The sequence below is a fragment of the Hydrogenobacter sp. genome, from assembly GCA_041287335.1.
Taxonomy (GTDB): domain Bacteria; phylum Aquificota; class Aquificia; order Aquificales; family Aquificaceae; genus Hydrogenobacter.
This window is the reverse complement of record JBEULM010000003.1, coordinates 1-21,459: the sequence shown is the minus strand read 5'-3', so window position 1 is coordinate 21,459 and position 21,459 is coordinate 1. Positions and strand designations below refer to the sequence as shown.

Here is a 21,459-nt window from a genome sequence, read left to right as displayed (position 1 = left end):
CCTACTGGGGAATGGACTTACCTGAAAAAGGCGGGATAGAAATACCCCAGTCTAAGCCAGTTTATACGGCTTAGTTAACCAGATAAAACATGAGGCACAAAGTGAAAAAGAAGCGTTTTGACAGAACAAGAGAACAGAGAAAAGCCCTTTACAGATCGCTGGTTTTAGCCCTCATAAAAGAGGAGAGGATAGAGACGTCTCTTCAGAAGGCAAAGGCGGTAAGACCAATAGTGGAAAGGCTCGTAACCTTAGCCAAGAGGGGAGATCTCGCCTCAAGGAGAAGAGCCTTAGCCATACTTCCCAACAGATCGGCTGTAAAGAAACTTTTTGAAGATATAGCTGTCAGGTACGAAGGGAGAAACGGCGGATATACGAGAATTTTGAAGCTCCCTGTCAGGCGTGTAGGTGACGGCTGTGAGCTTGCTATACTTGAGTTTGTAGAGTGATTAAAGGCTTTCTGTCCCTGATCCTCAATTTGCTTATTATTCTTGTCATATTTCACGCCATAGCGTCGTGGTTTCCATCTTTAAGGAGAAGTAAGCTGTACGAATATACGGACAGATTAGTTTCTCCCATGCTTGAACCTATAAGATCGGTGATAAAACCTATAAACGGTCTGGACTTTTCCCCCATGATACTTCTATTTCTCATATATATCATCAAATACCTACTCAGGCTTTGATGCCTCGTGAGAGACTTGACAAAAAACTTCTTGAGCTTGGTCTTGCATCAACGCGTGAAAAAGCTCAAGCTTTAATCATGGCAGGCATGGTAATCGTTGATGGTAAAGTTATAGATAAACCCGGCTTTTTAGTGAAGGAGGGGCATAAGATAGAGTTGAGGGGAGGTCTAAAATACGTTTCACGAGGGGGTTACAAGCTTGAATACGCCCTTGAGCATTTCAAAATAGATGTAAAAGGTTTTGTAGCTCTTGACGTTGGTTCTTCAACAGGTGGCTTCACAGACTGTCTTTTGCAGAGAGGAGCGATCAAAATCTACGCTGTAGATGTTGGCAGATCTCAAATGGATATAAAACTGCGCGTTGACCCACGGGTTATATTATATGAAAAGACCGATGCACGCAGTCTCACACAAAAACATATACCTGAAAAGGTTGATATAATAACTGTAGATGTGTCCTTTATATCGGTAACAAAGATACTTCCCAACGTGGTAAAATTTCTCAAGGATAGTGGTATCATGCTGATCTTAGTAAAACCACAGTTTGAGCTAACACCACAAAAGGTGAAAAAAGGTATTGTAAGGAGTTTTGAAGATAAAGTTCATGCTGTATTGAAAGTTTGCCAAAAGCTTGAAGAGTTAGGCTTTAGCACAGGTGGGGTTATCAAAGCGAAACCCAAAGGAACGAAGGGAAACGAGGAATTTTTTATCCTTGCGGGCAGGCATACACCTCAGTTGGGAGATATAAAGAAGGCTGTGGAAGATGCTGTTAAGGAATCTATTTGAGGAAAATAAGCTGATCGGGAAGAAGGGAGTTTATCCTCTGACTGCGGAAAATCTTCTTCGTGTAGGACTCGCTTTGTGTACACTTCTAAGTATAGAAAAGGATAAAGAAAAACCCACTATGTGCGTTAATGAGCTTAACTTTTTAAGTATGGCTCTAAGTACTGGTTTTATGGCAGGAGGAGGAGACGTATTTACCTTTGAGAAGCAATCTGACGTTTACGTAAAATGTGAGAAGCTTGGACAGGCTGATGCGCTTGTCTTTAATGGACTTGATCCTTCAGATTTTAAAAAGCTTGAATCCATACTCTTTAGCAGGTATAATATGCCCAGAAAGGAAGGTGAGGAGATAGGAAGCATATGGATAGGAAGGGAGAAGCTCTAAAACTATCAAAGGATGTGGAGAGGAGGATCTTAGAATTTGGGACGGAGCTTGATGAGTACTATAGAAGGTTTAGAGAACTTAGGGTTCTTACTGATGAACTTTCCTTTCAGGGTGCCCTTATAAATGTGGAGCATGCCTTCTTTATGGTTGTCCAATCTCTAAATATACTTAAAGAACAGTTAAAGCTTCTTGAAGTGGCGTCAAAGAAGGGGGAGATATACTGATGAGTATAAGGTTCCTTTTACTTGATGAGGAAAGGAAGTTCTTTTCTTTTGTTAGCGATATCTTTGACGTTACCGGACATAAACTCCTCGTAGCCTTGGATGAGCAGAAAGCTAAGGATCTTTTGGATGCAACATCCTTTGACATACTACTTGCCGAAATTAAACACTTTAACTTTTGGTTGGATACGGTAAAGGGAGGAAAGTATCTTATCCCTATATTCCTTTTAGAAAACTATGAGGATGCAGAGAAGTTAAAAGCTTTAGGTTTCACTGATCTCAATTTTGTACTTCTACCTTTTAATCCCCTTGACCTTCTCACAAAGGCTGTATGGCTAAACAGAGAGGAATTTGAGTCTAAGGTACTTTCCTCAATCGGCCCGATGAATCTTCTCCTGCATCTTCTCAGGCGCAGAGCATCTTCCATAATGACTCTTGACAACAATTCTAAAAAGTGCAGTATTTACCTAAGAGATGGTCAAGTGTCTGGAACCACATGTGAGATAGATGATCTTAAGGAAATTTTGTCTTCCACCGATATAAAAATAGAACTCTTTCCTTACACTGGTGAGAACTATCTTGAAGAAGGTTTTGGAGGAAACGAAGAGTTTTTCTCAAAGATCTTTTCACAATACACCTATGCTCCTCAGGAGAAGGTTACAAAAAAGGCTTCCCTTCTTCCAAAGGGTGTTGATTTGACACAACCTGTAGAGCTATATAAAGGGCTTTTTTGGGTAGGTTTATGTGACGATAAGTTTCTCCTCCACTTCAATTCCTACTTGCGCGTATACGAAAAGGAAGATGTAAAAGTTCCGCTTTTGATAAATGCAGGTTCACCCAGAGATTATGTCCAAATAAGGACAAAAATAGAGGAAATTTTAAGTACTACGGACATAATAAAAGCTGTAGTCGTATTAAGTTCATATGAGTATGCCAACAGCATGAGTATGCTTCAGAGCAACCCTAAGCTCCAGATAATAACATCACTCAGTATAGCAAAACAGCTCTATCAGTTGGGTATTCCCACATCCCGTATAAGGGTAGCGGAAAGCTTACCAGATATGAAGCTTAAACTTTCAACAGGTGACACGCTCCGCATCATACCCATACCCTTCGCACCAGAAAAAGGAAGTTTTATGATATACGAAGAAGAGACAGGTTTCCTATTTACTTCCCATATTTTCAGTTCTCTATGCACACCTCAAGAATTTTCCCTTTTTGAAGATCCCAATATAGAGGATGTAACCCTCTATATGGCTCTAAGTATGCCGTGTTCAAGATCCATTTACAAAGCTCTTGACTTTATTGAGGATCTGCGTGTAAGTAAAGTTTTCCCTACTTACGGGAATCCTATAGACGGAGAAACTTTGAAAGAGGTGATAAAAGCCCTCCGAACCACCGATGCAGGTATAGATCTGCCGTCTTTGATGGATGAAGGTTTTTATCTACAGGCTTTAAACAAAGTTCTTGCAAAGCTCAAAGAAGAGATGGCAGAGGGTGAGCTTTTGAGTCTAAAAGCTGAGTTTGAAAAGTACGCCTACCTTGAGGACCTTACCATAAAGGAGGCTCTAGTATCTCCCAGTGCTTTAGTGGGACTTTTCATAGCGAGTATGCAGTATATAGGTGTAGATCCGTACCTTATAAAGCGCACAATTAAAGAGCTATTTTACGAGGGTGTAATAAGCTTTACCATATGATAGGTTTACCTATGCGTTCCCATCTGGGATGTAAAAGGGCTAAAAAGAGCTGTTTGAAACCTGTCAGTATGCTTACGTCAGTGCTCTCAAGGGGAGGGATATCGCCAGAAAAGTAAATCACGAAAGCTTTGCCCACAATGTTTTCCATCGGTACAAAGCCCCAATATCTGCTGTCTTCACTGTTGTCACGGTTATCCCCCATTACGAAGTAATCGTTGGGAGGTACCACTGTAGGAGGTACATCCCTCCTGGGAATCACAGGGTCAACATATAGAGCTATTTTGTGTTTTACGCCGTTGGGAAGCGTTTCCTCGTAAATAAGCTTTTTATTCCCTTCCTCGTATTGCTCACCTATGAGCTTCAACGGTAGAGGCTTTCCGTTTACGTAAACTTGATAATCCTTAACTTCTATAACATCACCAGGCAATCCTATGATCCTCTTTATAAAGTCTATATTGGGATTTACAGGCCACTTAAAAACTACTATGTCCCCCCTTTGAGGCTCTGAGAATCTGTACACAAGCTTGTTTACAAGTATAAAATCTCCAACGAGGAGGGTAGGCTTCATTGAACCTGAAGGTATATTGTAAGCCTGAACCACAAAAGCCCTCAAGAGAAGAACTATTACGATAACAGCTATGAACTCCGTAAGCCAGCTTTTTCTTCTTTCCATTCTCTTAATTTTATCACATCCCTTTTTCTTAGCTGTCCACAAGCTCCGAATATATTGACACCTTTGCTCAACCTCACAAAAGTGGAAATACCATTCTCCCACAAAACCTTTTGAAACTTATAAATGTCTTCTAAACTTGGTCTTTCATAAGGAAGGTCAGGATCGGGATTATAGGGAATCAGGTTCACTTTGAACTTACTTTTATATTTTCCTATGAGGCGAGCGAGAGAGAGGGCATCCTCTTCTTTATCATTTATACCCTTTATAATCACGTATTCAAGCATGATCCTCCTACCTTTTGGATACGGATAGTCTTTCAGTATCTTCATAAGCGTGGATAAGTCGTTGGTTTTTGATATAGGCATAAGAAGTTCTCTTAATTGTTGAGATGGAGCATTTATGGATACAGCCAAATTTACTTCTTTCATAATGGGATCTTCTGACATTCTCTTTATCTGAGCTACAATACCACTCGTAGATACGCTTACTCTTCTCTTTGAGAGATCTATACCCCAAGGACTTACCATGATCTCCACAGCCTTCCTTACATTTTCGTAATTGGCAAGAGGTTCACCCATTCCCATAAACACTACGTTTCTTACCCTCTGGGGCAGTATCTTCATCTGTATATGGAGGAACTGATCAAGTATTTCCTCGGTGCGCAAGTTTCTCACAAGACCATCTATTGCTGTAGCACAGAACTTACAACCAACAGCGCACCCTATCTGCGAGGAAACGCAAAGCGTCAAGTGATCTCTCTCCTTTATGAGAACACTTTCTACAGTATACCCATCTGAAGTTCTAAAGAGATATTTAGTAGAATCTTCAGCCTGTACTTCTTCTTTGAGCTCCAAAGGGTGAACGAAGAAATTTTCTTTCAACAGTTTCCTGTTCTCCTTTGATATGTCCGTCATGTGATCAAAGTCTGTCTGAAACTTTTTGTAGATCCATCCGAGTATCTGTACAGCCCTGTATTTTTCCATACCGAGTTTCGCCAAGCGCTCCCTTAGTTCTTCAAGGTTGTAAGATGTGATATACTCCATCTGTTATAATATATATATATATCTTGAACGGAGGTAAGGTATGGCAGTTGTGGTGAGAATACCCACGCCCCTCAGGAGGATAGCCAATGGACAGGGAGAGGTGCAAGTGGATGCGAAAACTGTCAGGGAAGCCATAGAAAAACTTGAAGAGATGTTTCCCGGTTTTAGAGAGAGGTTAATTGATGAAAAAGGTGAACTCAGAAGATTCGTTAACTTGTATCTTAACGATGAAGATGTGAGATTCTTAAAAGGCATAGATAGTGAGATCAAGGATGGTGACGTACTCTCTATAGTACCTGCTATAGCAGGTGGTTACCTCACGTAGAGCCTTTCAATGCCCAAGAGAATTTCTTCAAAAAGTGTTCTTGCGCTCTCTTCATCTTTCAAGGTTATAGTGATCCTTTCTATACCTCCCGTATAAAGGACTACGTTTTTGCCTCTTAGCTCCATAGTTCTTATGTGAGAGTAAGGTACAGCGTATGTACTGTCTTTAACTTTGTAGATTATGTATCTATCTTCCAAAAGCACTCCGTCATCAAGAAACATGCCCTCAGTTTTTGTAAATTCTTGAGACATTAGGAGTTCCTGCGAAAACTCAAGAGCTTCACCCTCGGATAACACTCCTTTTCTAACAAGATAGAGCAGTATGCTCTCATCCTTATTTTTCTCTTTGAGGAAAGCTTCTATATCCTCTTTACTTATCTTGTTTCTCTTGAGAAGTTCCCTTATTATATCCGCATCTTTCATACCATCCCCGGTGGAATCCTCACAGGATTCCTAAAACCTTCCCCATCATCTTGTAAAAATATGGCGTAAATCCCAAAGGCGTATCTACTCAGTTCTATAACTCTTCCCACTTTTATCCCAGCCTCTTCAAGCATAAGCCCTATCTCCCACTCCGAGTAAACCTCTTCTGGAGGAGGTCCTTTGTCCCTTTCCTCTTTTTTCCAGTCTATTATAGCAAGATAAGCATTTTTCTTAGATACCCTTTTGAGTTCTTTCAAAAACTCAACTGGACTTTGAAGTTCATGAAAGACGAAAGCCATGAAAACAAAATCAACGCTTTCGTTGGGAAGAGGTATGCTGTTTTCCTGGGATTTGACCACTTGTACGTTTTTCAGATCAAGCTTTTCCACTTTGCGCTTTGCGTATTCAACAGCTACCTCTTGTGTATCTATGGCGTAAACTTTTCCATCTTCTCCAACTATTTGTGAGAGGTATGGGAGATAAAACCCTGCACCTGTCCCAACATCAAGTACCTTCATACCCTTTTTGAGTCCAAACTCCTTAAGGACTCTTGCGGGATCAAAAAGATCAAGTCTTGAAGGGTCATCTAACTTTTCAAGCTTAGATGGATCAAATTTATGAGCCATTGCGCTTCACCTCACACGAGATTTAAAAGTTCTCTCAATTTCTTTATCTCATCCCTGAGCTTTGCAGCCTTTTCAAATTCCCATCTTTTTGCACATTCAAGCATCTCCTTTTCCAATTTCTCTATCCTCCGCAGTAGATCATCCTCACTATTTATTCCTTTGGGAATACTTACAGGTATTTTAGCATAATCTAACTCCTCAATGGATAGGAGATCCTTTACGGGTTTTTTTACGCTTTTAGGCGTTATGCCGTGAAGCTCGTTGTAAAGTTTTTGCTTTTCTCTTCTCCTTTTTGTTTCCTCTATGGCTCTTTTCATAGATTCTGTCATCCTATCCGCATAAAGTATAGCTTTTCCGTTTATGTTCCTTGCTGCTCTTCCAATGGTCTGTATAAGAGATGTATAACTTCTTAAAAAGCCCTCTTTATCTGCGTCTAAAATGGCAACAAGAGAAACTTCTGGAAGGTCAAGACCTTCTCTCAAAAGGTTTACACCTACTATCACATCTATGCTCCCTTCCCTTAGATCTTTTATAACCTTTGCCCTCTCTATAGCATCAAGTTCAGAATGCATATATTTAGCCGACACACCTCTCTCTATAAGATAGTCCGCCACATCTTCAGCAAGTCTCTTCGTTGTGGTAAGCACAAGTGCCCTTTCACCCCTTTTTTTCCTTTCCTGCACCTCCTTAAGAAGATCCTCAAGCTGTCCCTTTGTGGGTCTCACTTCCACCTCAGGATCTACAAGTCCAGTAGGTCTAACTATCTGCTCAACTATAACGCCTTTGCTTCTGTTTATTTCCCAATCGCCAGGTGTTGCGGACACGTACACAACCTGATTTATCCTCTCAAGAAACTCCTCAAATTTGAGAGGCCTGTTGTCAAGAGCTGAAGGTAGCCTCCATCCATACTCAACGAGCTTTTCCTTCCTGGATCTGTCCCCGTTATACATAGCCCTTATCTGGGGTAGTGTAACGTGCGATTCGTCAATTATGAGCAAAAAGTCATCTGGAAAGTAATCAAGCAGTGTAAAGGGCGGTTCACCAGGTTTTCTGCCATCAAAGTACCTTGAATAATTCTCTATACCCTTGCAGTGTCCCAATTCCCTTATCATCTCTATGTCATACATAGTTCTCTGATAGAGCCTTCTCGCTTCAAGTTCCTTTCCCTGGGATCTAAACCACTTTACCCTCTGGTCAAGATCTTCCTTTATCTCCTTAAGAGCCTCTTCTATCCTATCCTTAGGTGCTATATAATGTGATGCTGGAAATAAAGTGAAGCTCGTGATCTCTTTTAAAGGTGATCTGTTTAAAACGTCAAGTACAGTTATCCTCTCTATTTCATCATCCCAAAATTCCACCCTGATTATTCTGTCTTCCACGTCGGAAGGTATGACTTCTAAGACGTTCCCCTTTACACTGAAAGTTGCCCTTTTGTATGCGTAATCATTCCTCTCGTAGCCTATTTCAACGAGTTTTCTTAGCAACCTGCTTATACTAACTTTGTCTCCAATGCTAAGCTTGAGCTTCATAGAATAGTAAGTGTCTGGAGATCCAAGTCCGTATATGCATGATACGGAAGCAACCACTATAACATCTCTCCTTTCAAGTACAGATATGGTTGCTGAATGTCTATACCTTTCAAGTACATCGTTGATGGATGCGTCTTTTTCTATATACAGATCCTTTTCTGGTATGTACGCCTCAGGTTGGTAATAATCATAGTAGGATATAAAGTATTCCACAGCGTTATCAGGAAAAAGCTCTTTAAACTCTCTGTAAAGCTGAGCAGCAAGTATCTTGTTGTGGGCTATAACCAGAGTAGGTTTGTTATATTGGGCTATGAGGCAAGCTAAGGTGAAGGTTTTTCCAGTACCAGTAGCTCCCAAAAGCACTTGTTCTTTGACACCTCTTTCAAGGTTGTCAAGCAGTGCGGATATAGCTTTAGGCTGATCTCCTGCAGGTTTGAGATTAGTTTGCAACACAAAACCTTCTTGAACTTTCATACTACCATTATGTTGTGTTGTTAAGAATCTTGACATGATATACATCATAGAAAAGTCCCATACATGAATCTTTATAGTCCCTTGAAAGCCCAAACGCCTTTTCAAGAAGTATAATTGCCTTTATGCCCAGACGTAGGTTTCTTTTTCTTGCCTTACTCAGCATGATTTTTTATTTTGTAGTCCTGTTTAGACTCCTTTATCTGCAAGTTTTTAAAAGGTCCTACTTCGCGGAACTTTCCAAAAGGAACTATCTTAGGTTGAAGGTACTTTATCCTCAGAGAGGTGAGATTCTTGATAGGAATGGGGAAAGGATAGCTTATGACATACCAAAGTACGTGCTTTTTTTGGATCCTCAAAAGCTGGAGGATCCAAACTCTTTGAATGAACTTTTAATTGAACTTAAAAACCTCTTTAACATAGATATCGGAGAGAGCAGTTTAAGAGAGAAGATGAAAGGTTTTGAACCAATTCCCATAAAAACCCTTGAGAACCAAGAGGAAATAGATAAGTTTTACAACAACAGTTATAAACTGCCTGGAGTTTTCATAAACATGATTCCCCAGAGATACTATCCTTACGGAGAAATAACTTCCCACATAACGGGTTATACAGGTTATCCTACCGATGAGGATCTCAAAAAGTATAAGGAAAGAGTACATATGCAGAGTTTGATAGGTAAGTATGGTGCGGAGAGAGCTTTTGATGAATTTTTGTTGGGTTTTACCGGTGGAGAGGAAGTTATGATAAACGCCGTGGGAAAACCTGTAAAAGTCGTGAGAACCATAGTACCCAAGAAAGGGAACACGGTAGTACTTACCGTTGATGTGAGGATTCAGAGAATTCTTTACGAGATTTTCAGTAAGTCGGGACACAAGGCTGGAGGGATTCTTTTAATTCACGCTAAGACAGGTGAAGTTCTTGGAATGCTAAGTTATCCCTGTTTTGATCCGAATGCGCTTTCCGAAAAGTGGCAAGAGTACTTTTCGGATCCCTATAAACCTCTTTTTAATAGGTGCCTTTTTGCTAAGTATCCTCCAGCATCAGTTATAAAACCCGCTTTGGCTGTAGCTCTTCTTGAAAAGGGATTATCTATAAGAGAGGGAGTGGTATGCAATGGCAGATTTGAGCTTGGAAATAGGATCTTTTACTGCTGGAACAGACACGGTCACGGTTGGGAAAACGTGAAAACCGCCATAAGGGATTCATGTGACGTATTTTTTTACAACTACGGTTACTATAAGTTGGGTCAAAAGGGCATAGAAGAGATTTTAAGGGAGTTTTCTTACGGTGAGGGTATTCCTTTTGAACTTCCTTGTGCCAAAGGTTTTATCCCAACACCAGCATGGAAAAGGAAAAGGCTCGGTGATGCATGGTACGGTGGAGATACTGTGAATTTGTCAATAGGTCAAGGTTACATAACAGCTACATTACTTGAGCAAGTACTTATGATGAGTGGTATAGTTAACAATGGTGTCATATACAAACCTACACTTATAAGGGAGGTTAGAGATCCTTCAGGAAGGGTAGTGTGGAAAAATAAAAGGACTATTTACAAAGTGGTGAAGGCTTCACCCGAATACTTCAGCATAGTAAAGGAGGCTTTGAGAGATGTAGTAAAGAGAGGGACAGCGCAGTTAGCTAACTCACACATAGCGGAAATAGCAGGTAAAACCGGCACAGCGCAAGTATCCCCGTTCAGCACGGGAAGAAAACACTTACCTTATCATCTGAGGGATCACGCATGGTTTGTAGGTTTTGCACCATACAGGGATCCAATATTTCTTATAGGCGTTCTAATAGAACACGGAGGATCTGGAGGTGGAACCGCAGCACCGCTGGCAAGGGCGGTTTTGGAACGTATATATATGGAAGGTATAAATAGAGAGTTCATATAATACAAAAGCGAGGTCTTTTACCATCTGCGAAGATAAGTCTGGGAAGAGGAGTAAGTCCATAAGACACCCACTTGTGATGAAGAAGTTTTCCAGGTTAAAGAAGGGTGAGGGATTTTTTATTATCACTTTAAGAATAACTTTATATTGATGGCTGTTGAGGATAAAGAACGATGGGATCAGAGATACTTAAGAGGATGGGAAACACAGCTTCACAAAACGCTTCTTGAGTTTTACCACCTTGCTAAGGTAGGAAAGGCTTTAGAGCTGGCATGTGGTACTGGGGAAAATGCCATATTTTTGGCAAAGGAAGGGTTTGATGTGGACGCCATTGATATATCCTGTGTAGCTATAGAAAAGGCAAGAAGAAGGGCTAAGGATGAAGGGGTTAATGTCAACTTTATGTGTGCGGATCTTGACGATTATGCGCTTCCCCAAAATACTTACAACCTTATAATCAATTTTTATTATCTCAACAGAAAGCTATCGGGACAGATTTTGAGAGCCTTAAAACCTGGTGGCATTCTTATCTTTGAAACTTACAACGAAAGGCATAAAGTGTTGAGAAAGGATTTTAATCCACTGTATCTCCTTAAAGAAGGGGAACTTTTGATCCTTTTTAAAGAACTTGAGGTAATTTATTACGCAGAAAACTTCAACATATCAACTTTTATCGGTATCTTCCTTAATTCCAACACAGGAAGTGTATGACAAGTGTGGTATAATTTTAGGCATGAAAATAGCTTTTTTAAAAACAGGAAATGAAACTGGTGTAAATAGGCATATACTGGCTCTTTTGAAGTACTTTCAGAATAAGGGAGCTCAGGTAAGAGAGTTTGATCTCACTCAAGGGGACATACAGCAAACGGTAAACGAGATACTTGAGTTTTCCCCAGCCTTTTCGTTGGATATTAATTCAACCGGTGTGATAGTAGGTCAGCAAGAACAGAGCAAAGTACCTCTTTGTGATGCCTTTGGCTTCGTACACGTCAGCGTATTCACCGATGAACCCTTACTTTACTTTCCGAGCCTTCTTGATATAAGGCAGGCAAACAACTTTTTGCCTGTTGTATGTGACCTTAAGTACGTGGATAGTTTAAAAGCGCTTGGTATAAATAAGGGTTTGTTTTACATAACGCCCTTTGTGGATGTTGATTTTATGAAAAAACCGCACGGGGAAAAGGATATGGAGGTTGTCTTTTTAGGTCCAGTATCAGATCCGCAGATCCTTGCCCGTCAAGCGATAAGCGGTCTAAAGGATCAACTTATCCCCTTCTTCTTTGAAGTAGGTGAGTTTATGTTTAGAAATCCGGAGATTCCTGTGCTTGTAGCTTCCGAGTACGTACTTTCCATGTTTCACCAAAACTTTCAGGAAGAGATAAACAAGTGGCGCAATGAAAAACCTGAAGAGTATCTACGCTTTCTGAACGATGTATCTATATACGCCACTTCCAAAAAGAGGTGGTACATACTTAGCTTTCTTGAGGGCATAGACCTCAAAATACTTGGTGAGTACCATGGTGAGCTAAAGGAAGGGCATGAAAGTCTACAGATAAGCTCTTACGATGAGTTTCTTGATGTACTTGATAGGACTTATATGGTCATCATGAGCTTTCCATACAGCGTTCCTTCCGGTATAGGTTTTTCGCCATTAGAAGTTAGCTTTATGGGGTGTGCTCCAGTTATAGACTACAGAATGACCCTTCAGGGCTTTTTAACGCCGGGTAATGAGTGCATAGCATACATGCCTCTTGATAGAGCGGATATCGAGGAGAAGATCCTTTATTACCTCGAACATCTTGATGAAGCTCTTACTATAGGTCAATCCGCGAGACAAAAAGTTTTGGAAAAATTTACACCTGAGGATAGAGGAGAGTTTTTGCTGGGTATTTTTGAGCAGATACTTGAGCAAGCTGGAAAAAGCCCTTGAGTTATGTTTCCGGGTTTTGGCACCTTAATAAATGCCTCTTTGATCCTTACTGGTTCCTTTTTCGGCTTGAAGGCTTCAAGGTATATACCTCAAAGTTTAAAGGATGGAGCCATAAACGCCATAGGGCTTTTCACCCTAATGCTCGGTATAAAACTGCTGTATGAGAATAAACCGGAAACCTTGAAAGTGTTCATTCTAATACTTACAGGTTCGGCACTGGGACATATGGTGAGGTTGGAAGAGAGCATTCACAGATTTTTAAAAGATAGGGGAGGCAACTCGGTAAAGGGCTTTGTAACTGCTTGTATACTATTTACCGTAGGACCTATGACCCTCCTGGGATGTATTCTTGAAGGTACTAAGGGAGACAGTACCTTGATCCTTTCAAAAGCCGTTATGGACGGATTTTCTTCTACGATACTTTCTTCATCCTTAGGGAGAGGCGTTCTTTTCTCAGCTTTCTTTGTTTTGCTTTTCCAAGGTATGCTTACAGGACTTGCCTTTTATTTTGGAAGCTTTCTATCTGAGAGTTCAATGTCTAATGCCTTGTTTGTAGGTGGAGGTCTTATGATATTGACGGGCATGAAGATATTTGGTCTTTTAGAGAAAGTAAAAGTACTTAACATCTTTCCTTCACTTGTGATGAGTCTATTTTTTTAAGGATGCGATCCACCCATGTAAACCCTTCTGACAGTATCTTCTTGAAGGAGTTTTTGTACTTCTCCCTGTGCGACGATCTTTCCCAGATCAAGAACGTATCCTCTTTTACACATATTGCTTGCAAGATAAATTTCCTGTTCCACAACGAGCATCGCTAAACCATTTTCTCTGTTTATGTTTGTAAGCGCTTCTCCAAGCCTGTCTACCATATTCGGTGAGAGACCCAAAGAAAGCTCATCTATCATGAGGAGGTGTGGTTCAGACATAAGCGCCCTTCCTATGGAAAGCATTCTCTGATAGCCACCAGAGAGTTCTCCAGCCAGCTTTTTTTTCATGTTGGCAAGCTCTGGAAAGTAGTGATAAACCATCTCAAGGTTTTTCCTTAGTCTCTTTCTATTCGTGTAAGCGCCGAGTATAAGGTTTTCTTCAACACTCATGCTCAGAAAGAGGTTTCTCGTATCGCTTGCAAAGGATATACCGAGCCTTGCCCTTTCGTGAGGAGCAAGATCCGTTATGTCTCTATCGTAAAACCTAACACTACCATTCCAAGGTTTTAACAGCCCGCTCAAAGTCTTCAGGAGGGTACTTTTCCCAGAACCGTTTGAACCAAATATAACTACAGCTTCCTTTTCTTTTACAGTAAGATATACATCATAAAGCACCTGCATATCTGCGTATCCGCAGTTTATACCCTTACACTCCAAGAGAGGAGTATCTCTCTCCAAGATAAGCCCTCCTTACCTTTTCATCACGAAAAGCTCCGTACTTGTCACCATCGTATATTACTCTTCCCTCCGAAAGTACAATAATCCGATCGGCAAGCGGAATGAGCGCACTCAAAACGTGTTCAACCATCACTATACTCAAACCTTCATCTTTCAACTGTTTTATAAGATCAGATATGTCCTTCACAGAAGCGGGATTTAGTCCTGCAAAAATTTCGTCAAGAAGCAGTATTTCCGGTGCGATCGCCAAAGCTCTAGCAAGCTCGAGCCTCTTTTTTTGAGCTAAAGAGAGCCTATCCGAATATCTATCTTTTAGTTTGTATAGACCGGTTTTTTTCAGAATTTCTTGTGTATGTGTCATCCTTCCAGAGTGAAGGCGAGCTATCTTAAGATTTTCCAACACCGTGAGGGAAGGGAACGTTCTCGGATTTTGAAAAGTCCTACCTATACCGAGTCTCGCTCTCACATAGGCTCCAGTTTTTCCTATATCCTTCCCTTTGAAGAGGATCTTACCGCTGTCTTGTTTGAGAAGACCTGAAATTACGTTCAAAAGTGTAGTTTTGCCAGAACCATTGGGACCTATAACTCCTAAGATTTCGCCTCTTTTTATGTGAAAAGAAACGCGATCAAGCACCTTATTACCGCCGAAGGACTTTTCTAAATCGAGTACCTCTAAGAGCTTTTCCATACCGCACCTTTTGGAAAAAATAATATAAGAAGGATTATAGCAGTACCTAAGAGGAGTCCATGTATTTGAGTGAAACTGCTCCAAAGGATTTCAAAGGCAAGCTCAAAGATGAATGACCAGGCGAGAGGTCCAAAGACGGGAGCGCTTATAGATAGTATTAGGACAAAAAACGTCTTGACAGAGAGTAAGGGATCAAAAACTGTAGACGCATCAATATACGTACTCCAAAGAGAAAATACTCCTCCAAGGATTCCAAGATATAAAGTCATCATGATGAGTACTAAAAGTTTATAGGGTAAAGGATTTATACCCATTGTGAGGGATGCTTCCTCATCTTCCTTTATAACCTTCAGCGTTTTTCCAAAGATTGATTTTTCTAAAAGTGCGGTAAGTATAAGAAGGGATAGGAGTATAAATAAAAATAAATAGAAAGTTGTAATATTAGCGCTTTCTGGTACCTTGAGTGCGTAACCTTTTGTACCTCCAGTTATGTTAAGATTTTCCGCAAGCTCCATAAACATGATTTGAAGAGCTAATGTGCCTATGGCAAAGTAATGGCTTTTTAGTCTCAAAATTATGGGCAGAGAGATCACTGCTATGAGGGATGAGATGATCCCGGCAAAAGGTAGGGACACGTAAAGGGGATAGTGCCGGGAGAAGGAAAGGGAGAAGGTATAAGCCCCTATACCGAAAAAAGCTACACCCCCAAAAGCGGGATATCCCAAAAAGTGAAAGAGCAGATTGTGAGCATAAGCGAGGGAAGAAAGTAATAATGCTGAACTTATCACGCGAAGCCAGTAGGGATCTGCAAAAGATGGAAGAAAAACGCCGGCTATAAATAGAGCAAACAAAAATAACCTAAGCATACTTAACTCCTGCAAAACCGCGAGGTTTAAAGAGCAGGAAAACTATGAGAATAAACAAAGACACAACCATCTTCCATTCTTCACCCAGATAGAAACCCGAAAATACCTCCGACAGGGAAAGCAAGAGACTGCCTAAGAGCAGTCCTTGGAGGGTTCCCAAGCCACCAACAACGCACACAAAAAAGGCTTTCAGAGTTATACTCTCAGAATCAAAGGGAGTGAAACCTTGAAGTAGGGCGTAAAAACATCCAGAGAGCATAGCAAGAGCTGTAGCCAAGGATGTGCTTATCGTATAAACATTTCCGGGATTTATACCGCACAGTTGTGCGCCCGTGCGATCAGCGGAAACTGCCCTTATAGCTCTACCCGTCCAAGAAAACCTCAGGTAAACCTCTACAAATAAAATGACTAAAGAGGATATGAGAAATACCGAAAGCTTGTTGTAAGGTAGTATAAAGTCGCGAATAAAAAGGGATTTTGATAAGCTTTGAATCTGCACAGATCTAACATCAGCTTTAAAGATAAGGTTAAGAAGGTTTGTAAAAAGTATATCAAGCCCAAAGGTGAGTATGAGTAAGGTAAAGGGTTCGTAATTCATTAGCCTGTTAATAAAAATGCGCTGAAAAGCCACACCGCCCAGTAGACCTGACAAAAAAACCAAAAGAAAGGCATTAGGGAGATTTACACCTGACTGATAAGCCCAGTAAAACAGGTAAGCTCCAACAAGTACGAACGAGCCGTAAGCTAAGTTTATAATACCCGTCACACCCCACATTAGGGAGAATCCCGAGGAAAGCATACTGTAAAAACCAGCGAGGAGCAAAGTATCAAGTAGAAGCTGAAGTATCATCTCCATTGAGGTTTAGGATAGATGGGTTTTGCCTCCTCAAATGGGTAGACAGTTACCTGTTTACCTCTCTGTATCTGGATAACCGCCATGGGTTTGGTTATTACCCTTCCGGAGGTATCAAAGCTTATCAAACCAAAGAGCGTCTCAATCTTGATCCTTCTGAGAGCATCTCTCACTTTGACCACATCCGTACTTTTAGCCTCCTCAATAGCCTTCTGAAAAACTATGCCTGCGGCGACCGCACCAGCCACATGGTACTCTGGATCCGAACCGAATCTCTCCCTGTAAAACTTTACAAATTCCTGATTGCTTCCAAAAAGTGGATCTCTGTATCTTAAAGCTGGACTCCACTGAACAGGTCCGAATATACCTTCAGCATCCTGCCCGAGAGCTTCAACAAAAGCAGGTAAAGCGGGACCTACAGTAAGTCCTAAAAATTTGGGATTTATTCTAAACTGCTTCAGCTGTTTCACCATCAAAACAGAATCCTGAAAATGTCCTGATCCTATAACTATATCGGGCTTAAGTAACCTGATCTTCTGCATAAGACTTGAAAGATCCTGTACCTGTTTAGGATAGCCTTCGTAAAGCACCACTTCAAGACCCTTCCTTTTAGCATGCTGTAAAGCTCCTTCAGCGGCGTCTTCGGAAAAGATATCCTTCTCGTATAGTATAGCTATCTTTCTCGCACTTTTGTCTAACCTCGTGGCAAGCTCAACGAGATCTCTGCCATAGTCCGGTGCTATGGTATAAAGACCAAAAATATTTCTATATCCCTTTTGGTATATATCGGAAGAGGCACCACCAGCCTGAACCATGATAGCTCCATACTTCTCTACTACAGGTGCTGATGAAAAAACTTGAGCGCTTCCGTATGGTCCGAGGATAAATTTGATGTGATCTTCTACGATGAGCCTCTCTATAAGCCTTGCGGAAGTTACAGGATCGCTTTGGTCATCGTAATACACCAGATCCACTTTGTAATGTTTTCCACCTACCTTTATACCTCCCTGTGCATTGACAGTCTCTTTCCAAATCTCGTAACCGCGCTTTAAAAGCTGTCCTTCTTTAGCGAGCTTGCCAGTAAGAGAGATAGCAGCCCCAAACTTTATAATGTCCTGTCCGACCGCAAAACTTGTGAGCAAAAAAAGGATAGCTAATAATACCCTCATAGGATATAATTTTAAATTCCAAGATCCGAAAAGTACTATAATTTTATATCTAAGGAGGTAAGAAGGCTTATGAGAGTGAAGGGTCCATCTTCCAGGAAGTTTAAAAAGAAGATACTTAAGTTTGCAAAGGGTTTTAGAGGTCAGAAAAAGAACGTTTATAGAAGAGCGAAGGAATACGTATTTAGAGCTTTGCAGTATCAGTACAGGGACAGAAGGCAAAGAAAGAGGCAGTTCAGAAGGCTCTGGATAGCAAGAATTAATGCAGCAGTGAGATTTCACGGTATATCATACAGCAAGTTTATAGCAGGTATGAAGAAGGCAGGTATAGAACTAAATAGAAAGGTACTTGCGGATATGGCTGTAAGAGATCCCGAAGGCTTTGCTCACATAGTTAATAAAGCAAAGGAAGCTTTAAGCTCCGTCTGATGTTAGATCCTATCCAAGTAAGAAAGCGAGCCGAGGAGGAAATAAAAAGAGCCGATAACCTCCAAAGGCTTTTTGAAATAAAAGCTAAGTATCTGGGAAAAGAGGGGCTAATTACTTTAGCCCTCAAAGGTATAAAGGATATACCTCAGGAGAATAGGAAGGAGTATGGCTCTCAGATAAACACGCTGAAGGAGGTGATAGAAAATTTATTGCGAGAAAAAGAAAGCGAGCTTAAGGAGCGTGAGATAAGCAGGAAGCTTAGTCAAGATTGGGTAGATATGTCTATACCTTTAGAGCCTTTGGTAGGTACCTTGCATCCGTTGACCCAAACGCTTTCAAAAATAAAGGAAATATTCGTCAGTATGGGTTTTTCCATTTTTGAAGGTCCGGAATTAGAACTTGAAGCTTACAACTTTGATCTTTTGAACATACCCAAGGAGCATCCAGCGAGGGATATGCAGGATACGTTCTATCTCAACATGGATGGCTACCTATTAAGGACTCATACCTCACCAGCACAGATAAGAGTTATGCTGTCCCAAAAACCACCTATACAAGTCATAGCTCCTGGGAAGGTATACAGAAGGGATGATGATCCTACCCACTCGCCCATGTTCCATCAGGTGGAAGGGCTTGTGGTGAATGAGTACGCTAACTTCAGGCATATGAAGTACACTATAGAAACCTTTCTTAGGACTTTCTTTGAAAAGGAAGTGCCAGTAAGGTTCAGGGCTTCCTACTTTCCCTTCACGGAGCCTTCCGCTGAGGTAGATATAGGTTGTATAATATGCCATGGTATGGGTTGTAGGGTTTGTAAGGGTTCTGGATGGTTGGAGGTTATGGGTTGCGGTATGGTTCACCCATCGGTTCTGGAAAACTGCCAAATAGATACAGATATATATCAAGGCTTTGCCTTTGGTATGGGCGTTGAAAGACTCTCCATGCTTTACTTCGGTATAGATAACATAAGGCTCTTTTATGAAAACGATCTGAGATTCTTGAGACAATTTTTATAATATATGGAGCTTAAGGTAAAGTACAGAGGAAAGGAGAAGATACTGGTCTTTGAAAAAGACAGAGTAAAAGCAAAAGACGTCCTCAATACTCTGAACCTTTCGAGGGAGTTTGCCTTTGTAGTCAAGAACGGTCAAGTGGTTGATGATGATGAACTCTTATCTCCAGATGATGACATTAGAGTGATAAACGCCATATCTGGAGGTGTATCTTGAGAAGGTGCGCAAAGTGTGGTAAAAAGGCACAGGTTTTTCTACCACAGCACAGGTTGTCCCTCTGCGGAAAGCATTATATTGAGTGGTTTGAAAATAGGGTGGAAAGGACAATAAGAGAGTTCAGGATGTTTTCAAGGTGGGATAAGATTTTGGTGGCTGTATCTGGCGGAAAAGATAGTCTATCTCTATGGCAGGCTCTTATAAAGCTCGGTTACGATGCTGATGGTTTCCACATAAATCTTGGAATAGGTAATTATTCAGAAATGTCTAATCAAATAGCTCTAAAGTTTGCATGCAAAGTTGGGAGAACCCTTCATGAATTACATCTTGCAAAAGAAGTTATGCCTGTGCCAGATTTCAGAGATTACGACAAAAGACCGGCATGTTCCCTTTGCGGTACTCTCAAAAGATACTATATGAACAAAGTTGCGAAGGAGTTAGGCTACAGCGTAGTAGCCACAGGACACAATCTTGATGATGAATCAGCTGTTCTATTTTCCAACGCATTAAGTTGGAATATAGAGTACCTTGAAAGGCAGTATCCTGTCCTTCCTGAGGAAAATGGATTCGTAAAAAAGGTAAAACCTCTGTGTAAAGTCTCAGAAAAAGAGAGCGCTCTGTATGCTGTTCTTTCCGGTATAGAGTATGTAGAAGATGAGTGTCCTATGGCACAAGGAGCTACTACTATAGATTACAAGCTTTATCTTTCTCAACTTGAGGAGAAAATGCCCGGTATAAAGCTTAGATTCTACAGTGAGTTTTTAAGAAAGCTGTATCCAATTTTGAAAACACAGGAGCAAAAAGCAAAACTGCAAAAATGTAAAGTTTGCGGAGAGCCTTCTATTAGCGATATATGCAGCGTTTGTAAACTAAAGATAAAAATAAGTTCAAGAAAATATATTCACGATCAGCACGGGGAATAAAAGTGTAGAAAAAATAAGTAAGCTGAGCTGGTGGCTTTGAAACAACTGGAATAGGAGCGAGTATAAAAAAACACCACCTATGTGAGAAGAGAAGTAAAAAAACATAAATCTTCCTATGTATTCTTCTTTTGGATATGTATAATAGAGGTAGGTGCGGAAAAAAACCCAGTAAAAGGCTATGGAACTACCCACCAAAGTTGAAAGAAGGTAAAAGAGTGATGGAAAACCAAGGAGAAAAGGTATAGAGATCATAAGTAGGAGAGTAAGCCTGCCAAAGCGCTTTATGTTTAATCTCTCAAGTAGGAAAGGAGAGATTAATGCAGATAAAAAAGCCGAAAGTAAAGCTACAGCAAAGAGCTTATGTATCTGAGCATCACTCAGCGGAGCTGTATCTTTGAGAACATAGTAAGCCATAGAGGCAAGCACTTCTGCATATTCGCCCATAAGCCAAACGGTAAGCACTTCTGTGATGAATTTGGAAGTTTTTAACTGAAAGACTCTTAGCCTTTTTTGAGGAAGCTCTATCTTTCTTAAAAGTAACATAGAAAATAAAGATACTGAATAGAGAACAGATAAAAGGGGTAAACTCAACTTTTCAAAAAAAAGAAGGATACCCAAAGCGAAAAAACCTGCCGAATAAGATAGTCCAATCAGAGCTTCAAACTTTTCAAACTTGACCGCCAGCACCTCATACCAAAAAAAGAAAGCGGTATGAAAGATAAAGAACAAAAAAATAAGCACGAATGATGCCATAGAATGGGAAAAGCCTATAAGAAGGGAAAGAACAGAAAGCGTAGCCAAATAGAAGCTGTAACTTAAAAAGCCAAAGCGGTAGAGACCCAAAAGCAGTAATGTAAACCCCAGCAAATTGGAAAGTATTATTAGATAACCGTAGGAGCTTGCGCTAAAAAAGGTATGGCTTTTTGATGGAAAATGTATATACATCAAAAAGGATGAAAATATGGTATCTGTAAACTCAAAAAGTATGTATAGGAAAAAAGCTATCATTCTCCCTTATCAACCCCTATCTCTACGATCGCCGTAAATAGAGATCCATCCCTCCTGAAGCTTAAATGTAACCCAAGCCTTTTTGCTATCTCATCAACTATGGTAAGTCCAAGTCCGTAAGACTCACTCTCAAGATGTTTTTCTTCCTCCGTCACATTACTTACAAACATCTTAAGTCTTCCATCCTGCAATTGTCCGCTTACCTTAATCTCTGTATTTTCTTTGGAATAC

General features: G+C 40.6%; 27 protein-coding genes. 15 read left to right on the top strand and 12 right to left on the bottom strand.

The window, feature by feature from the left end:
- Positions 1 to 89 precede the first annotated feature (89 nt).
- The 6 genes from rplQ to ABWK04_00270 are packed head-to-tail and all read left to right on the top strand — an operon-like array spanning position 90 to position 3,767.
- Positions 90 to 446 (top strand): 50S ribosomal protein L17, encoded by a 357-nt coding sequence (gene rplQ, locus ABWK04_00295; protein ID MEZ0360322.1) that lies wholly within the window; start codon positions 90 to 92, stop codon positions 444 to 446.
- Positions 443 to 682 (top strand): YggT family protein, encoded by a 240-nt coding sequence (locus tag ABWK04_00290; GenBank protein ID MEZ0360321.1) that lies wholly within the window; start codon positions 443 to 445, stop codon positions 680 to 682. The genes rplQ and ABWK04_00290 overlap by 4 nt, the downstream gene beginning before the upstream one ends.
- On the top strand, positions 682 to 1,467 hold the full coding sequence (locus ABWK04_00285; protein ID MEZ0360320.1) for a TlyA family RNA methyltransferase: 786 nt from the start codon (positions 682 to 684) through the stop codon (positions 1,465 to 1,467). Before ABWK04_00290 ends, ABWK04_00285 begins: the two co-directional genes overlap by 1 nt.
- Positions 1,445 to 1,849, top strand: a complete 405-nt coding sequence (locus ABWK04_00280) for a hypothetical protein (protein MEZ0360319.1) — start codon at positions 1,445 to 1,447, stop codon at positions 1,847 to 1,849. Before ABWK04_00285 ends, ABWK04_00280 begins: the two co-directional genes overlap by 23 nt.
- The gene (locus ABWK04_00275; GenBank protein MEZ0360318.1) at positions 1,825 to 2,073 is read left to right on the top strand and encodes a hypothetical protein; all 249 of its coding nucleotides are present in this window, start codon (positions 1,825 to 1,827) and stop codon (positions 2,071 to 2,073) included. The genes ABWK04_00280 and ABWK04_00275 overlap by 25 nt, the downstream gene beginning before the upstream one ends.
- Positions 2,073 to 3,767: a hypothetical protein gene (locus ABWK04_00270; GenBank protein MEZ0360317.1), complete on the top strand. Its 1,695-nt coding sequence runs from the start codon at positions 2,073 to 2,075 to the stop codon at positions 3,765 to 3,767. The genes ABWK04_00275 and ABWK04_00270 overlap by 1 nt, the downstream gene beginning before the upstream one ends.
- On the opposite strand, the gene lepB is transcribed toward ABWK04_00270, so the two are convergent.
- Both lepB and rlmN read right to left on the bottom strand, forming a co-directional pair.
- Positions 3,757 to 4,440, bottom strand: a complete 684-nt coding sequence (gene lepB / locus ABWK04_00265) for a signal peptidase I (protein ID MEZ0360316.1) — start codon at positions 4,438 to 4,440, stop codon at positions 3,757 to 3,759. The genes ABWK04_00270 and lepB overlap by 11 nt on opposite strands.
- Positions 4,404 to 5,483, bottom strand: coding sequence for a 23S rRNA (adenine(2503)-C(2))-methyltransferase RlmN (gene rlmN, locus ABWK04_00260; protein ID MEZ0360315.1), 1,080 nt, complete (start codon positions 5,481 to 5,483; stop codon positions 4,404 to 4,406). Before rlmN ends, lepB begins: the two co-directional genes overlap by 37 nt.
- Before the next feature lie 40 nt (positions 5,484 to 5,523).
- On the opposite strand from rlmN, the gene ABWK04_00255 reads away from it, so the two are divergent.
- Positions 5,524 to 5,808: a ubiquitin-like small modifier protein 1 gene (locus ABWK04_00255; protein ID MEZ0360314.1), complete on the top strand. Its 285-nt coding sequence runs from the start codon at positions 5,524 to 5,526 to the stop codon at positions 5,806 to 5,808.
- On the opposite strand, the gene ABWK04_00250 is transcribed toward ABWK04_00255, so the two are convergent.
- Genes ABWK04_00250 through uvrB form a run of 3 tightly spaced genes read right to left on the bottom strand, consistent with a single transcriptional unit; the run spans position 5,796 to position 8,859 of the window.
- Positions 5,796 to 6,230: a hypothetical protein gene (locus ABWK04_00250; protein MEZ0360313.1), complete on the bottom strand. Its 435-nt coding sequence runs from the start codon at positions 6,228 to 6,230 to the stop codon at positions 5,796 to 5,798. The genes ABWK04_00255 and ABWK04_00250 overlap by 13 nt on opposite strands.
- Entirely contained in the window at positions 6,227 to 6,856 is a 630-nt protein-coding gene (locus tag ABWK04_00245) for a methyltransferase domain-containing protein (protein MEZ0360312.1), read from the bottom strand. Before ABWK04_00245 ends, ABWK04_00250 begins: the two co-directional genes overlap by 4 nt.
- An 11-nt stretch (positions 6,857 to 6,867) precedes the next feature.
- A complete protein-coding gene (uvrB, locus tag ABWK04_00240) occupies positions 6,868 to 8,859 on the bottom strand; it encodes an excinuclease ABC subunit UvrB (protein ID MEZ0360311.1) in 1,992 nt (663 codons plus the stop codon).
- Positions 8,860 to 8,981: 122 nt separating this feature from the next.
- Here uvrB and mrdA point away from each other — a divergent pair, with 122 nt between their 5' ends.
- The 4 genes from mrdA (at position 8,982) to ABWK04_00220 (ending at position 13,341) form a co-directional block, all read left to right on the top strand.
- Positions 8,982 to 10,754, top strand: coding sequence for a penicillin-binding protein 2 (gene mrdA, locus ABWK04_00235; protein MEZ0360310.1), 1,773 nt, complete (start codon positions 8,982 to 8,984; stop codon positions 10,752 to 10,754).
- 147 nt (positions 10,755 to 10,901) lie between these two features.
- Positions 10,902 to 11,462, top strand: coding sequence for a class I SAM-dependent methyltransferase (locus ABWK04_00230; protein ID MEZ0360309.1), 561 nt, complete (start codon positions 10,902 to 10,904; stop codon positions 11,460 to 11,462).
- A 22-nt stretch (positions 11,463 to 11,484) separates the two neighbouring features.
- The gene (locus tag ABWK04_00225) at positions 11,485 to 12,681 is read left to right on the top strand and encodes a glycosyltransferase (GenBank protein MEZ0360308.1); all 1,197 of its coding nucleotides are present in this window, start codon (positions 11,485 to 11,487) and stop codon (positions 12,679 to 12,681) included.
- Positions 12,682 to 12,684: 3 nt separating this feature from the next.
- Positions 12,685 to 13,341: a DUF554 domain-containing protein gene (locus ABWK04_00220; GenBank protein ID MEZ0360307.1), complete on the top strand. Its 657-nt coding sequence runs from the start codon at positions 12,685 to 12,687 to the stop codon at positions 13,339 to 13,341.
- On the opposite strand, the gene ABWK04_00215 is transcribed toward ABWK04_00220, so the two are convergent.
- From ABWK04_00215 to ABWK04_00195, 5 genes are read right to left on the bottom strand one after another with little or no spacing between them, the layout of a single operon-like run.
- Positions 13,338 to 14,066 (bottom strand): ABC transporter ATP-binding protein, encoded by a 729-nt coding sequence (locus tag ABWK04_00215; GenBank protein MEZ0360306.1) that lies wholly within the window; start codon positions 14,064 to 14,066, stop codon positions 13,338 to 13,340. The two genes, ABWK04_00220 and ABWK04_00215, sit on opposite strands and share 4 nt — an antisense overlap.
- On the bottom strand, positions 14,035 to 14,754 hold the full coding sequence (locus ABWK04_00210; protein MEZ0360305.1) for an ABC transporter ATP-binding protein: 720 nt from the start codon (positions 14,752 to 14,754) through the stop codon (positions 14,035 to 14,037). The genes ABWK04_00215 and ABWK04_00210 overlap by 32 nt, the downstream gene beginning before the upstream one ends.
- On the bottom strand, positions 14,739 to 15,620 hold the full coding sequence (locus ABWK04_00205) for a branched-chain amino acid ABC transporter permease (GenBank protein ID MEZ0360304.1): 882 nt from the start codon (positions 15,618 to 15,620) through the stop codon (positions 14,739 to 14,741). Before ABWK04_00205 ends, ABWK04_00210 begins: the two co-directional genes overlap by 16 nt.
- Positions 15,613 to 16,476 (bottom strand): branched-chain amino acid ABC transporter permease, encoded by an 864-nt coding sequence (locus ABWK04_00200; protein MEZ0360303.1) that lies wholly within the window; start codon positions 16,474 to 16,476, stop codon positions 15,613 to 15,615. The genes ABWK04_00205 and ABWK04_00200 overlap by 8 nt, the downstream gene beginning before the upstream one ends.
- On the bottom strand, positions 16,467 to 17,642 hold the full coding sequence (locus ABWK04_00195; protein MEZ0360302.1) for an amino acid ABC transporter substrate-binding protein: 1,176 nt from the start codon (positions 17,640 to 17,642) through the stop codon (positions 16,467 to 16,469). Before ABWK04_00195 ends, ABWK04_00200 begins: the two co-directional genes overlap by 10 nt.
- A 69-nt stretch (positions 17,643 to 17,711) precedes the next feature.
- On the opposite strand from ABWK04_00195, the gene rplT reads away from it, so the two are divergent.
- Genes rplT through ABWK04_00175 form a run of 4 tightly spaced genes read left to right on the top strand, consistent with a single transcriptional unit; the run spans position 17,712 to position 20,220 of the window.
- Positions 17,712 to 18,068, top strand: a complete 357-nt coding sequence (gene rplT, locus ABWK04_00190; GenBank protein MEZ0360301.1) for a 50S ribosomal protein L20 — start codon at positions 17,712 to 17,714, stop codon at positions 18,066 to 18,068.
- On the top strand, positions 18,068 to 19,084 hold the full coding sequence (pheS, locus tag ABWK04_00185) for a phenylalanine--tRNA ligase subunit alpha (GenBank protein MEZ0360300.1): 1,017 nt from the start codon (positions 18,068 to 18,070) through the stop codon (positions 19,082 to 19,084). Before rplT ends, pheS begins: the two co-directional genes overlap by 1 nt.
- Positions 19,085 to 19,087: 3 nt before the next feature.
- Positions 19,088 to 19,297, top strand: a complete 210-nt coding sequence (locus ABWK04_00180) for a MoaD/ThiS family protein (protein MEZ0360299.1) — start codon at positions 19,088 to 19,090, stop codon at positions 19,295 to 19,297.
- A complete protein-coding gene (locus ABWK04_00175) occupies positions 19,294 to 20,220 on the top strand; it encodes a TIGR00269 family protein (GenBank protein ID MEZ0360298.1) in 927 nt (308 codons plus the stop codon). Before ABWK04_00180 ends, ABWK04_00175 begins: the two co-directional genes overlap by 4 nt.
- Here ABWK04_00175 and ABWK04_00170 read toward each other — a convergent pair.
- The gene (locus tag ABWK04_00170) at positions 20,185 to 21,228 is read right to left on the bottom strand and encodes a hypothetical protein (GenBank protein MEZ0360297.1); all 1,044 of its coding nucleotides are present in this window, start codon (positions 21,226 to 21,228) and stop codon (positions 20,185 to 20,187) included. The two genes, ABWK04_00175 and ABWK04_00170, sit on opposite strands and share 36 nt — an antisense overlap.
- Positions 21,225 to 21,459, bottom strand: a 235-nt coding sequence (locus ABWK04_00165) for a sensor histidine kinase (GenBank protein ID MEZ0360296.1), incomplete at its 5' end; no start/stop codon positions are given. The genes ABWK04_00165 and ABWK04_00170, both read right to left, overlap by 4 nt.

Excerpts from the sequence above, each read along its gene's own strand:
- rplQ (MEZ0360322.1), top strand. The coding sequence starts at position 90 with ATGAGGCACAAAGTGAAAAAGAAGCGTTTTGACAGAACAAGAGAACAG.
- ABWK04_00285 (MEZ0360320.1), top strand. The coding sequence starts at position 682 with ATGCCTCGTGAGAGACTTGACAAAAAACTTCTTGAGCTTGGTCTTGCA.
- ABWK04_00280 (MEZ0360319.1), top strand. The coding sequence starts at position 1,445 with ATGCTGTTAAGGAATCTATTTGAGGAAAATAAGCTGATCGGGAAGAAG.
- ABWK04_00275 (MEZ0360318.1), top strand. The coding sequence starts at position 1,825 with ATGGATAGGAAGGGAGAAGCTCTAAAACTATCAAAGGATGTGGAGAGG.
- ABWK04_00270 (MEZ0360317.1), top strand. The coding sequence starts at position 2,073 with ATGAGTATAAGGTTCCTTTTACTTGATGAGGAAAGGAAGTTCTTTTCT.
- lepB (MEZ0360316.1), bottom strand. The coding sequence starts at position 4,440 with ATGGAAAGAAGAAAAAGCTGGCTTACGGAGTTCATAGCTGTTATCGTA.
- rlmN (MEZ0360315.1), bottom strand. The coding sequence starts at position 5,483 with ATGGAGTATATCACATCTTACAACCTTGAAGAACTAAGGGAGCGCTTG.
- ABWK04_00255 (MEZ0360314.1), top strand. The coding sequence starts at position 5,524 with ATGGCAGTTGTGGTGAGAATACCCACGCCCCTCAGGAGGATAGCCAAT.
- ABWK04_00250 (MEZ0360313.1), bottom strand. The coding sequence starts at position 6,230 with ATGAAAGATGCGGATATAATAAGGGAACTTCTCAAGAGAAACAAGATA.
- ABWK04_00245 (MEZ0360312.1), bottom strand. The coding sequence starts at position 6,856 with ATGGCTCATAAATTTGATCCATCTAAGCTTGAAAAGTTAGATGACCCT.
- uvrB (MEZ0360311.1), bottom strand. The coding sequence starts at position 8,859 with ATGAAAGTTCAAGAAGGTTTTGTGTTGCAAACTAATCTCAAACCTGCA.
- mrdA (MEZ0360310.1), top strand. The coding sequence starts at position 8,982 with ATGCCCAGACGTAGGTTTCTTTTTCTTGCCTTACTCAGCATGATTTTT.
- ABWK04_00230 (MEZ0360309.1), top strand. The coding sequence starts at position 10,902 with ATGGCTGTTGAGGATAAAGAACGATGGGATCAGAGATACTTAAGAGGA.
- ABWK04_00225 (MEZ0360308.1), top strand. The coding sequence starts at position 11,485 with ATGAAAATAGCTTTTTTAAAAACAGGAAATGAAACTGGTGTAAATAGG.
- ABWK04_00220 (MEZ0360307.1), top strand. The coding sequence starts at position 12,685 with ATGTTTCCGGGTTTTGGCACCTTAATAAATGCCTCTTTGATCCTTACT.
- ABWK04_00210 (MEZ0360305.1), bottom strand. The coding sequence starts at position 14,754 with ATGGAAAAGCTCTTAGAGGTACTCGATTTAGAAAAGTCCTTCGGCGGT.
- ABWK04_00205 (MEZ0360304.1), bottom strand. The coding sequence starts at position 15,620 with ATGCTTAGGTTATTTTTGTTTGCTCTATTTATAGCCGGCGTTTTTCTT.
- ABWK04_00200 (MEZ0360303.1), bottom strand. The coding sequence starts at position 16,476 with ATGGAGATGATACTTCAGCTTCTACTTGATACTTTGCTCCTCGCTGGT.
- ABWK04_00195 (MEZ0360302.1), bottom strand. The coding sequence starts at position 17,642 with ATGAGGGTATTATTAGCTATCCTTTTTTTGCTCACAAGTTTTGCGGTC.
- rplT (MEZ0360301.1), top strand. The coding sequence starts at position 17,712 with ATGAGAGTGAAGGGTCCATCTTCCAGGAAGTTTAAAAAGAAGATACTT.
- pheS (MEZ0360300.1), top strand. The coding sequence starts at position 18,068 with ATGTTAGATCCTATCCAAGTAAGAAAGCGAGCCGAGGAGGAAATAAAA.
- ABWK04_00180 (MEZ0360299.1), top strand. The coding sequence starts at position 19,088 with ATGGAGCTTAAGGTAAAGTACAGAGGAAAGGAGAAGATACTGGTCTTT.
- ABWK04_00170 (MEZ0360297.1), bottom strand. The coding sequence starts at position 21,228 with ATGATAGCTTTTTTCCTATACATACTTTTTGAGTTTACAGATACCATA.